This is a genomic window from Streptomyces sp. SDT5-1, from assembly GCF_052245995.1.
Taxonomy (GTDB): domain Bacteria; phylum Actinomycetota; class Actinomycetes; order Streptomycetales; family Streptomycetaceae; genus Streptomyces.
In genome coordinates this window covers 2,302,294-2,314,059 of sequence record NZ_CM125963.1, presented here as the reverse complement: position 1 = coordinate 2,314,059, position 11,766 = coordinate 2,302,294, and the positions used below count along the sequence as shown (strand labels likewise).

At 73.3% G+C, this 11,766-nt stretch carries 6 protein-coding genes; 4 read left to right on the top strand and 2 right to left on the bottom strand.

The genetic code is table 11. The features are described 5' to 3' along the window. The first annotated feature begins 35 nt into the window (after positions 1 to 35). Positions 36 to 1,166, top strand: a complete 1,131-nt coding sequence (locus tag ACTWJ8_RS10805) for a glycosyltransferase family 4 protein (protein ID WP_443263698.1) — start codon at positions 36 to 38, stop codon at positions 1,164 to 1,166. 18 nt (positions 1,167 to 1,184) lie between these two features. Here the strand turns inward: ACTWJ8_RS10805 and ACTWJ8_RS10800 are convergent, their stop codons facing one another. Further along, positions 1,185 to 2,846 carry a PucR family transcriptional regulator gene (locus ACTWJ8_RS10800; RefSeq protein ID WP_356387929.1) on the bottom strand — a complete coding sequence of 554 codons (1,662 nt, stop codon included), beginning with the start codon at positions 2,844 to 2,846 and terminating at the stop codon, positions 1,185 to 1,187. Positions 2,847 to 2,920: 74 nt separating this feature from the next. Continuing rightward, positions 2,921 to 4,723 carry a glycoside hydrolase family 15 protein gene (locus ACTWJ8_RS10795; RefSeq protein WP_356387979.1) on the bottom strand — a complete coding sequence of 601 codons (1,803 nt, stop codon included), beginning with the start codon at positions 4,721 to 4,723 and terminating at the stop codon, positions 2,921 to 2,923. A gap of 511 nt (positions 4,724 to 5,234) precedes the next feature. Here ACTWJ8_RS10795 and ACTWJ8_RS10790 point away from each other — a divergent pair. From ACTWJ8_RS10790 to ACTWJ8_RS10780, 3 genes are all read left to right on the top strand, one after another. Beyond that, entirely contained in the window at positions 5,235 to 6,929 is a 1,695-nt protein-coding gene (locus ACTWJ8_RS10790) for a CTP synthase (RefSeq protein ID WP_443263697.1), read from the top strand. Between the two features lie 127 nt (positions 6,930 to 7,056). Next, the gene (locus ACTWJ8_RS10785) at positions 7,057 to 7,698 is read left to right on the top strand and encodes an NUDIX hydrolase (RefSeq protein WP_356387924.1); all 642 of its coding nucleotides are present in this window, start codon (positions 7,057 to 7,059) and stop codon (positions 7,696 to 7,698) included. A 1,947-nt stretch (positions 7,699 to 9,645) separates the two neighbouring features. Beyond that, complete coding sequence (locus ACTWJ8_RS10780; RefSeq protein ID WP_443263695.1) at positions 9,646 to 11,664, top strand: tetratricopeptide repeat protein; 2,019 nt, start codon at positions 9,646 to 9,648, stop codon at positions 11,662 to 11,664. Positions 11,665 to 11,766: the final 102 nt, after the last annotated feature.

The following is an 11,766-nucleotide window of genomic DNA, read 5'->3' as shown; positions in this document are numbered from 1 at the left end:
CCGAGTTCGCCGACACCCCTCAGGAGCCCGGCCGCGTGAGCCACCCCAGCAGCCAGTCAGCGCACGGCCAGCCGACGCTGCGCACCGTGCAGGTGCTGGGCGGCGGCAGCGCGGGCAGCAGCGCCCATGTCCGGTCGCTGACCGCCGGGTTGGTGGCCCGCGGGGTGCGCGTCACGGTGTGCGCGCCGATGGCGGCCGAGCGGGCGTACGGCTTCGCGGACGCCGGCGCCCACCATCTCCCCGTACCGCGCCGCAGCGACCCGGCGTCCGTCGCCGCGCTCCGCGTCGCCTGCACCGACGCCGACCTCGTGCACGCGCACGGGCTGCACGCCGCGCTGCGCGCCTCCCTCGCGCTCAGCGGCCGCCGCGTCCCGCTCGTCGTCACCTGGCACACCCGCTCGTACGCCGAAGGGGCCCGCGCCCATCTGCTGCGGGCGCTCGAGCGGCGCGTGGCCAGGGCGGCGGCCGTCGTCCTCGGCACCTCGTCCGACCTGGTCGACCGGGCCCGGGCGCGTGGCGCGCGGGACGCCCGGCTCGCCGCGGTGACCTTCCCGGCGCAGCGCGCCCCGCTCCCGGAGGGCGAGGAGGCCGAGCGCACCCGCAACAAGACGCGGGCCGAACTGGGCTGCGTGGACCGCCCGTTGCTGATGGCCGTCGGCAGCCTGGAGCGGCACCGCGGCTACGACGTGCTGCTCGACGCCGCGCACGCCCTCCTCGGGCTCGACCCGGTGCCGCTCCTCGTGATCGCGGGGGAGGGGCCCCAGCGGGCCGCGTTGCAACGCCGCATCGAGACGGAGGGACTCCCGGTGCGGCTCGCGGGCCGCCGCGACGACGTCGCCGAACTGCTGCGCGCCGCCGACGTCGCGGTGCTGCCCAGCAGTTGGGAGTCGCGTTCGCTGCTCGCCCAGGAGGCGCTGCACGCGCGCGTGCCGCTCGTCGCGACCGACGTCGGCGGCATCCCCGAACTGGTCGGCGACGGCGCCGAGTTGGTGCCGTACGGCGACGCGCCCGCGCTTGCCCGCGCGATCCGGGCCCTCATCGCCGACCCGCGCCGCCGCGCGGAACTCACGGAGCGCGGCGCCGCGCAGGCCGCCACCTGGCCCACCGAGGACGCGACCGTCGCCCAAGTCCTCAGCGTCTACGACGAGCTGACGGGCTTTTACTAGCGGCGCCGCCGCGCCGGATCAGGGCGCGGGCGTGTGCCGGCGCGCCCGCAGCGCCAGGCTCAGCGCGAGCACCGTCTGCGGATCGTCCAGGTCCGTGCCGAGCAACTCGCCGATCCGGGCGAGCCGGTTGTAGAGCGTCTGCCGGTTCAGGTGCAGCTCGCGCGCCGTCTCCGCCTTGCGGCCCGCGTGCGCCAGATACGTCTGGAGCGTGGGCAGCAGCGGCGGCTTGGCCCGCCGGTCGTGCTCCTGGAGCGGGCCGATCGCCCGGTCCACGAACGCCGCCAGGTCCGGATGGTCGCGCAGCCGCCACAGCAGCAGGTCGATGTCGAGCCGCCGCGCGTCGAACCACGGCCGGTCGTCGAGGCCCTGCGCCGCCGCGGCCGTCTCCGCCGCGTGCCGCAGCCCGGCCGCCGCAGCGGCCCAGCCGCCCGCCCCGCCGACCACCACGACCGGCGGCTGCCCGCCCGCCCGCTGCATCCCGGCCCGCGCGACCCCCGCCCGCAGCGCCGCCGCGACCCGCTCCGCGACCGCCGTACGCTCCGACTCCGTGCGCAGTCCGAGCAGCAGCGGCACCCGCCCCTCCACGGGACGTACGCCGAGCAGCACCGGCACCCCGACCGAGGCCAGCTCCTCCGACACGGCCCGCGCGAGCACCGCCCAGCCGCCGCCGGGGGCCAGGCTCATCGTCGTCTCCGGCAGCCGCATCACCACCGGGAGCAGCGGGCCGCTCCCGGCCGGCTTGAACCCGAGGACGCGGGCCTGCGCGGGCGCGTCGTCCGGCGCGATCCGGCCCTCCGCGAGGTCGGTGAGGAAGTCGCCCCGCCCGCGCGCCGCGAGCTCCTCCTCCTGGCGGGCCTGCATCAGCACCACGGCGAGCGAACCCGCGGCCCGCTCGGCGGCGATCCGGTGCACCGGCGCGAGCGCCGCCGACACGGGCAGCAGCACGAGCCGCGCCCGCACGGACCCCGCGCCGGGCCCGCCGCCCGGCACGTCCACGAGGACGGCGCCCGCGGGCGGCTCGTCCTTGTGCGCGCCGCGCAGCCCCTCCCACACCTGGAGCGGATCGGTGATGTCGCCCTCGGCCCCCGCCGCGTACAGCAGCTGCCCGTCGGCGGTCTCCAGGAACACCGGGTTCCCGCTGAACTCCGCCAGGATGCCGAGGACCTGCGGCACCCCGCCGCCACCGAGCAGCGCCTCGGTGCAGCGCCTGTGCACCTCCTCGGCCCGCCGCAGCAGCGTGTAGTGGCCGTTGACGATCTCGGTGTGGATCTCCTCCGTCACCGTCACGAACGGCACTTCGCGGTGCAGCTGTACCAGCGGGAGGCCGGCCGAGCGCGCCGTCTCCACGAGGGCCGCGGGCAGCCGGGAGAACCGCTGGCCCAGCTCGATGACGAGCGCCGCGATGCCCCGCTCGGCCAGCTTGCGCACGAACGCGCGCTGTTCGGCGGGGCGGGTGCCGATCCCGTAGCCCGTGGTCAGCAGCAGTTCGCCGCCCTTGAGCAGCGACGCGATGTTCGGCACCTCGCCCGCGTGCACCCAGCGCACCGTCCTGTGCAGCCGCTCCCCGCCGGCGACGACCTCGGGGAGGCCGCTGCGCAGCCCCGGCAGTTCCAGGGCGCGCCGCACGGTGATGCCGCCGGGCGAGGAGAAGGCGGAGAACTCGGGGGAGGTGCTGTCCATGACACGGACGCTACCGGCGCGCACGCCCGCGCAACATCTCCGCCCTTGTTCCGCCCTCGGCCACCCCGGCCCCGCTAGCCGCCGTACGCGCCCGAAGCCGTCAGCCGCAGCGCCGTGTCGATCAGCGGCACGTGGCTGAACGCCTGCGGGAAGTTGCCGACCTGCCGCTGGAGCCGCGGGTCCCACTCCTCCGCCAGCAGCCCCAGGTCGTTGCGGAGCGCGAGCAGCTTTTCGAACAGCTTCCTGGCCTCGTCGACCCGGCCGATCATCGCGAGGTCGTCCGCCATCCAGAACGAACAGGCCAGGAACGCGCCCTCGTCGCCCGGCAGCCCGTCGACACCGGCGTCGTCGCCGTCCGTCGGGTACCGCAGGATGAAGCCGTCCGGCGTCGACAGCTCGCGCTGGATCGCCTCGATGGTGCCGATGACCCGCTTGTCGTCCGGCGGCAGGAAGCCCATCTGCGGAATCAGCAGCAGCGAGGCGTCCAGCTCCTTGCTGCCGTACGACTGCGTGAAGGTGTTGCGCTCCTTGTCGTAGCCCCGCTCGCAGACGTCCCGGTGGATGTCGTCGCGCAGATCGCGCCACTTCTCCAGCGGGCCGTCCACGTCACCGGACTCGATGAGCTTGATCGTGCGGTCCACGGCCACCCACGCCATGACCTTCGAGTGCACGAAGTGCCGACGCGGGCCCCGCACCTCCCAGATGCCCTCGTCCGGCTCGTCCCAGTGCCCCTCCAGGTACTGGATGAGCTTGAGCTGGAGCATCGACGCGTAGTCGTTGCGCGCCAGGCCCGTCATGTGCGCCAGGTGCAGTGCCTCGGTCACCTCGCCGTACACGTCGAGCTGGAGCTGGTGCGCCGCCCCGTTCCCGACCCGGACGGGCGCCGAGTTCTCGTACCCGGGCAGCCAGTCCAGCTCCGCCTCGCCGAGCTCCCGCTCGCCCGCGATGCCGTACATGATCTGCAGGTTCTCCGGGTCGCCCGCGACCGCCCGCAGCAGCCACTCGCGCCAGGCGCGGGCCTCCTCGCGATACCCCGTGCGCAGCAGCGACGACAGGGTGATCGCGGCGTCGCGCAGCCACGTGTACCGGTAGTCCCAGTTCCGTACGCCGCCGATCTCCTCGGGCAGCGACGTCGTCGGCGCGGCGACGATGCCGCCGGTCGGCGCGTACGTCAGCGCCTTCAGGGTGATCAGCGAGCGGACCACGGCCTCGCGGTACGGGCCGTGGTACGTGCAGTGCTCGACCCACTCGCGCCAGAACTCCTCGGTCGCCGTGAGGGCGTTCTCGGGGTCGGGCACCGGCGGCTGGTCCTTGTGCGAGGGCTGCCACTGGATGGTGAAGGCGACCCGGTCACCGGGCGCCACCGTGAAGTCGGCGTACGTCGTGAGGTCCTTGCCGTACGTCTCCGCCTCGGTGTCCAGCCACACGGAGTCGGGCCCCGCCACGGCGACCGTACGGGCGTCCACCTTGTGCACCCACGGGGTGATCCGCCCGTACGAGAAGCGCATGCGCAGCGCCGAGCGCATCGGGACGCGCCCGCTCACGCCCTCCACGATCCGGGTCAGCTGGGGCGCGCCGTCGCGCGGCGGCATGAAGTCCGTGACCCGGACCGTGCCGCGCGGCGTGTCCCACTCCGACTCCAGGACCAGCGAGTCCCCGCGGTATCTGCGCCGCGCCGCCGTCGGCGGCTCGGCATCCTCGGCGTGCGCGGGTCCGAGGCGCCAGAAGCCGTGGTCCTCGGTGCCGAGCAGCCCGGCGAAAATGGCATGCGAGTCGAAGCGGGGCAGGCACAGCCAGTCGACTGTGCCGTCCCGGCAGACCAGGGCAGCGGTCTGCATGTCTCCGATGAGTGCGTAATCCTCGATGCGCCCGGCCACGTGCATCTCCAGTCGAACGGCCACGGTTGGAGTGAAAATTGGAGTGAAAAGACGACGGATCGTGTTGTCCCGTTGATACGCCGTCCGGATACGTCGTTGTCAAACGAACTGACGAGTCGGTTGTTCCGGGTGGGGTTCGCGGCGAAACGGATGAGGTGCTCCGATGAACGGTGGGGAACGGGCGGGGGTGTTGCCGTCGTGACGCCGTTTTCCGTTGTGACTCGCCAGCCGAGTGTCCGAGCAGGATACGACGCGCTCAAGTGATCCGCGTGCCGCTCAGTACAACGCGTCTCGGCCGTACGGGTGACCGTGGCACACTCGTCCCACCTGGGGTGGTGGCCCGTAAGCGGAGCGTGGCCGGAAGCAGCCTCGTCTCGTCGCTGATACCCTGGTAGCCCGTGAGCCGGTGGTCATCGAACCCCCGAACCGCAGCGACGGCGCCTCCCGAGAAGTCGGGTGAGCGCGTCGGCCCGCACCCCACGACCGCGACCACGGGAGCCCCCTCTTGGCCATGCAGCCGAAATCCTCGACGACCAAGCACATCTTCGTCACTGGGGGTGTCGCCTCGTCCCTCGGCAAGGGCCTCACGGCCTCCAGCCTCGGCATGCTGCTCAAGGCCCGTGGCCTCCGGGTCGTCATGCAGAAGCTCGACCCCTACCTGAACGTCGACCCGGGCACGATGAACCCGTTCCAGCACGGCGAGGTGTTCGTCACCAACGACGGCGCCGAGACCGACCTGGACATCGGCCACTACGAGCGCTTCCTCGACATCGACTTCGACGGCTCGGCCAACGTGACGACCGGCCAGGTGTACTCGCAGGTCATCGCCAAGGAGCGGCGCGGCGAGTACCTGGGCGACACCGTCCAGGTCATCCCGCACATCACGAACGAGATCAAGCACCGCATCCGCCGCATGGCGACCGACGAGGTCGACGTCGTCATCACCGAGGTCGGCGGCACCGTCGGCGACATCGAGTCGCTGCCGTTCCTGGAGACCGTCCGCCAGGTCCGCCACGAGGTCGGCCGGGACAACGTGCTGGTCGTCCACATCTCCCTGCTGCCGTACATCGGCCCGTCGGGCGAGCTGAAGACCAAGCCCACCCAGCACTCGGTGGCCGCCCTGCGCAACATCGGTATCCAGCCGGACGCCATCGTGCTGCGCTGCGACCGCGAGGTCCCGACCGCCATCAAGCGCAAGATCAGCCTGATGTGCGACGTCGACGAGGCCGCGGTCGTCGCCTGCCCCGACGCCCCCTCGATCTACGACATCCCGAAGGTCGTGCACTCCGAGGGCCTCGACGCGTACGCCGTCCGCAAGCTGGACCTGCCGTTCCGCGACGTGGACTGGACGACGTGGGACGACCTGCTGGACCGCGTCCACAACCCCGACCACGAGATCGTCATGGCGCTGGTCGGCAAGTACATCGACCTGCCCGACGCCTACCTGTCGGTGACCGAGGCGCTGCGCGCGGGCGGCTTCGCCAACAAGGCCCGCGTGAAGATCAAGTGGGTCACGTCGGACGACTGCAAGACGCCGGCCGGCGCCAAGAAGACGCTCGGCGACGTCGACGCGATCTGCATCCCCGGCGGCTTCGGCGACCGCGGCGTGTCCGGCAAGGTCGGTGCGATCCAGTACGCCCGCGAGAACAAGATCCCGCTGCTCGGTCTCTGCCTCGGCCTCCAGTGCACGGTCATCGAGGCCGCGCGGAACCTGGCCGACATCCCGGACGCCAACTCCACCGAGTTCGACGCGGCGACGGCCCACCCGGTCATCTCGACCATGGCCGAGCAGCTCGACATCGTCGCCGGTGAGGGCGACATGGGCGGCACCATGCGGCTCGGCATGTACCCGGCGAAGCTCGCCGAGGGCTCCATCGTGCGTGAGGTGTACGACAACAAGGAGTACGTCGAGGAGCGCCACCGTCACCGCTACGAGGTGAACAACGCGTACCGCGCCGAGCTGGAGAAGAAGGCCGGACTGCAGTTCTCCGGCCTGTCGCCCGACGGCAAGCTCGTCGAGTACGTCGAGTACCCGCGCGACGTCCACCCCTACCTGGTCGCCACGCAGGCGCACCCGGAGCTGCGCTCGCGCCCGACGCGTCCGCACCCGCTGTTCGCCGGGCTGGTGAAGGCGGCCGTGGAGCGCAAGGTGAAGGCGGCGCAGGGCGGTTCGGCCGGTTCCGCGGGAGCCAAGAAGGGCAAGTAAGGGCGCGCAAGGGCTCTGAGGGGCTTGTAACACAAGCGATGTACGGTTACCGGGGTGTACGCCTTTTGCGGCGTGCGCCCCGGTTTCTTGTGAGCACCGCTCATGCGTACGTAGGAGGGCTTTCGGTATGACGGCCAACACGCCGCCGCTCGTGGACACGGCCGAGGAGTGGGAGGTGCGGGCGACCGCGACCCCCTTCGTCGGCAACAAGACCTCCGTACGTACGGACGACGTCGTCATGCCGGACGGGACCGTGGCCCGGCGCGACTACCAGGTGCACCCCGGTTCGGTGGCGGTCGTCGCGCTCGACGACCAGGACCGGGTCCTGCTCCTCAAGCAGTACCGGCACCCCGTGAACATGAAGCTCTGGGAGGTGCCGGCGGGGCTCCTCGACATCCCCGGCGAGAATCCGCTGCACGCCGCGCAGCGGGAGCTGTACGAAGAGGTGCACGTCAAGGCGGAGGACTGGCGGGTGCTCACGGACGTCTACACGACGCCCGGTGGGTGCTCCGAGGCGGTGCGGATCTTCCTGGCGCGGGATCTCTCCGAGGCGGAGGGGGACCGGTTCGAGGTGGAGGACGAGGAGGCGGACATGGAGTTCGCCCGGGTGCCGCTGGCGGAGCTCGTCCGGGGCGTGCTCGCGGGTGAGCTGCACAACAACTGCCTTGTGGTGGGCGTGCTTTCGCTTGCGGCGGCGCTTGCGGGGGACGGTCTCGACGCGCTCCGTCCGGCGTTGGCGGAGTGGCCGGCGCGGCCCTTCGAGGTGTAGCGGGTTCCTGGGGGTCGGCGCTGTGCGGGGTGGTTGCGCGGCGCCGCCGGTTTTGCGTCGACCGGGGGCGGCGCCTGACGCGGGTGCGGCCTGCGCCGGGGGGGGCTTTGCCGTGGTCGGCGCGTGACGTCCGGGTGAGCGGTGTTGTGCTTCCCGTGGTCGGGGCCGTCGTCGGGGTGCGCGGCACGGTGCTTCCCCGTTGCCCGGCTATCTCCCACCCGCCCGCCCCCTCCGGGGGCTGGGCCCCCGTGGGCCTGGGGGCTGCGCCGGGGTGGCGCTCGTCGTTTCCGTGGCGCGGGTCGGGGCCCCCGACGTGGTCTGGCATCGATGGCCGTGCCTGGCCGTTCTTCCGGGTTGCGCGGGATCGTGCTTCCTGGCTGCGCCGATGCGGTTGTTTGCCGTGGCGCGTGTCCGGCGCCTCGGTCGGGCTTTCCCCGTTGCTCGCTTGTCTCCCACCCTCCCGCCCCCTCCGGGGGCTGGGCCCCCGTGGGCGTGGGGTCTGTGCCGGTGCGGTGCTCGTCGTTTCCGTGGCGCGGGCCGGGGCCGCCCCCGACGTGACCTGGCACCGATAGCCGTGTACGACCGCTCTTCCTGATTGCGCGGCGCCGTGCTTCCCGGGGCTGCGCCGGGGCAGGTGTCCGCCGTGGCGCGGCTGCGGCGCCGCGGGCCGGCCAAGCCCCCGTTGCTCGCTTGTCTCTCGCCCTCCCGCCCCCTCCGGGGGGGCTTGGGCCCCGTGGGTGGCCGAACTCGAGGGCTCGCGGCCTGTCCGCTTCGGTGTGCTGCACCGGGCCTGGTGGCCGGCGTCGGGGTTGGCGCCTACCGCCGGTGCGGCCTGCACCGGGGCGCCTTGCCCACTCTGCCGCCCTGGGGGTCCCCCGGACGGAGTCTTGGGGGAGGCAGATCGCCCAAGTCGGGTGCGGCCGAAACGCGGCGGATGGGAAGCCGTTCCTGCGGTCGCTTGCCGGAGGTGGGGTGCGGTCAGCCGCAACGGGTGGGCAGCCGCCCCTGCGGTCGTTTCCTCGACGCGGGTGCGGCTGACCGCAACGTGGTCGGACGTTCCGGTGGCTGCTTGCCGGAGGCGGGGCGCGGTCGGCCGCAACGGGTGGGCAGTCGTTCCCGCGGAGCCTGCGGCGGCTGCCGATTGCCTTGTGGAACCCCGTGGGGCCTACGTCCCTGGAGGGGGGCGGGTGGGTGGGAATTCGGCTGGGGCAACGGGCCCCGCGTCGCGCGGGCCCGGTGGGACGGAGAGGGCGGGTGATCCGAGCTCCGGGGCGTAACCGATGGCGGGGTGGGTCCATCGTGCCCGTTGCGCGGCACCGGGGGCCGCCTTGCCCACCCTGCCGCCCAGGGCGCGCGTGCGGCTGCCCGCAGCCGTCGCGGCACCTCGGGGTGCCGACGCCCCCGGAGGGGGCGGGGGGTGGGATCTTGGGTGGCGGCAGCGGCCTCAAGGGGCGGTGCCGGTAGGTAAATTGAGCCCCTGCGGCGCTTGAGCAGCGGGGTTCGGGGCGGAGCCCCGGGGCGTCGGGCGCGAGTGGCGAAGTAAGCGGAGGGGCGGAGCACCCCAGGGCGTGGCGAGCGTGTTGCAAGGACCATCCCGCCGGCGCTTGAGGTGCGGGGGCCGGGGCGGAGGCCTATGGCGGCGGGCGTGGGTGGGCGAATTCGGTGGCAGGGCGGAGCCCCGGGGCGTACGGCCGGGTAGGTGGATCGGGCGAGGCGGGAGTCGGATCATCGGGTGAGCCGATCAGGGGACTTGGGCGTGCCGCCCGCCAGGGACGACGACGCACCCTCAACTAGGCTCGGAAACGCCCCCTGCCGACCCCCGGAGGGGATGGGTGAGACGGAGCGTGGCCCGTGACGGATCAGGCGGTCGAGTCGGACGACGTGACGGAGGCCGAATCGGCCCCCGGACGGTCCCGCAAGAGGCGTCGCACCCGTCGGGGACCTGAGGTGGCCGAGCGTCAGTTCCTGGGGCGCAAGAGGGAGTTGTCGCAGCTCCGGTCCGACATCGAGCGGGCCGGACTCGACACGCTCTCCGGGCGGAAGGCGCCACGTGCCCGGGTGCTCCTGATCGCGGGACGCCCTGGCACGGGGCGCACCGCCCTGGCCGAGGAACTGCTGCGCACGGTCGCCGACCAGTACCCCGACGGCACCCTGCGCACCCGCCTCACCGCACCCGACGGCACCCCGATCCCCACCGAACGCGTCCTGCGCGACCTCCTGGACGCCCTCGAACTCCCCGCCCCACCGGGCGAGAACGCCGACGACCTCTCCGAGCGGCTGCGCGAGGGCCTCGCGGTGCGCCGCGTGGTGCTGCTGCTCGACGACGCGGGCAGCGCCGAACAGGTCGACCCGCTCCTTCCCGACACCCCGGACTGCCTCGCCGTGGCCGTGTCGGAGGGCCCGCTGACCGGCATCCCGGACGTGCGGCCCTGCACGCTCGGCGGCCTCGACACCAAGGCCGCGCTCGAATTCCTCACCCGGCACACCGGCTCGGTCCGCGTCACCTGCGACCCGCGCTCGGCGGAGTCCCTGGTGGAGCTGTGCGGTGCCGAACCCGCCGCCCTGGAGATCGCCGGCGGCTGGCTCGCCGCCCGCCCCAAGGAGTCCGTCGCCGACCTGGCGAAGCAGCTGCACGCCCTGGAGCCCGACGGAACGGCCCTCGCCCGCGTGTTCCGGTTCGCGTACGAGGCGCTGCCGGGCCCCGCCGCCCGGATACTGCGCTATCTCTGCCTCGCCCCCGAGGGCCACGTCGACCCGCACACCGCGTCCGCCCTCGCCGGCTGCTCCGTCGCCGCGGCCCACAGCACCCTCGACGCCTTCGTCACGCTCGGCCTGGTCCGCGGCGTGGACTCCGATCTGCCCCAGTACGAGGTGCCCGGCTGCCTCGCCCCGTTCCTGCGCGGCCTGACCGAGACGGTCGACCGGCCGGGCGAGGTGCAGCTGGCCCGCGCCCGGATGCTGGAGCGGACCGTGCGGCTGCTCACCTCGTGCCGCGCGGTCACGGAACCGTACGACTCCCCGGCGCGCAAGAAGCTCGCCGGGCTGCCGAGCGCCCTGCGGTTCGCCGACCGGGAGGCGGCGGCCGCCTGGCTGCGCGTGCGCAGGCCCGCGCTGCTCGCGTCGGCCCGGCTCGCGGTCGCCGACGGGGAGCTCGACACCCTCGCGCGCCGCTTCATCGCCGCGCTGGTCCGGGCGATCGTGGCGCACCGAGGGACCGAGGACGCCGCCCCCGACCTGTACGGGCTCCACCGCCTGGTCCTCGACGTCGCCGAGCGCCGCGACCTGCCGAGGGAGCGGGCCGCCGCCCTGCTGAACCTCGCCGACCTCGACGCCAGGACCGGCCGCACCCACGAGGCCCTCACCCGCTACCGGGCCGCGCTCGACGCCGGACGCGCCGCCCGCGACCCGTACGCGACGGGCCGCGCGATGGAATCCGTAGGCGGCGCCTACCAGGAGCTGGGGGACTGGCAGCGGGCCGCCGACTGGTACGGCCGCGCCCTCGCCCAGCGGCTCACGCGCGGCGAGCGGTCCGACGCCGCGCGCCTGCACGGACGTATCGCGGGAGTCCACACGTACGCGGGCCGCTACGGCGAGGCGCTGCGCTCCCTGCGCTCGGCGCTCGCCGGGTACCGCAAGGAGGGCGATGTGCCCGCGCAGGCCCGCGCGTTGAGTGAACTCGCACGGGTGCTCGAGTACGCGGGCCGGCCCGAGGAGTCGCTGCACACCTGCCAGGAAGCGGTCGAATGGGCGCGCAGGGCCGGGGACGTACGGCTGCAGGCCGCGCTGCAGCTGCGCCTCGCCGACACCCTCGACCGGCTCGGCGACCCCGCCGCCGCCAAGCTGCACCGCGGTGCGGCCGAGCGCATGCTGGGAGAGGAGCTGGCGGCTCCGGAGGGGGCGGAGGCAAAACCTTCGGAACAGGCCGCTAACACCTGCGAAATCCGTAGCGCATCCGCTGAAGATTGATGCATCGAAAGGCTAGACAGCTCAATAACCTTCATTAGACTGGCTCTGCCGCGGTCATCCGTGGCATCTCCCGGCACGTCCAATGTTGTGCCGGTCTGTAGT

Bases quoted from the DNA above. Each gene is read 5' to 3' on its own strand.
- ACTWJ8_RS10800 (WP_356387929.1), bottom strand. From the start codon at position 2,846: ATGGACAGCACCTCCCCCGAGTTCTCCGCCTTCTCCTCGCCCGGCGGC.
- ACTWJ8_RS10790 (WP_443263697.1), top strand. From the start codon at position 5,235: ATGCAGCCGAAATCCTCGACGACCAAGCACATCTTCGTCACTGGGGGT.
- ACTWJ8_RS10785 (WP_356387924.1), top strand. From the start codon at position 7,057: ATGACGGCCAACACGCCGCCGCTCGTGGACACGGCCGAGGAGTGGGAG.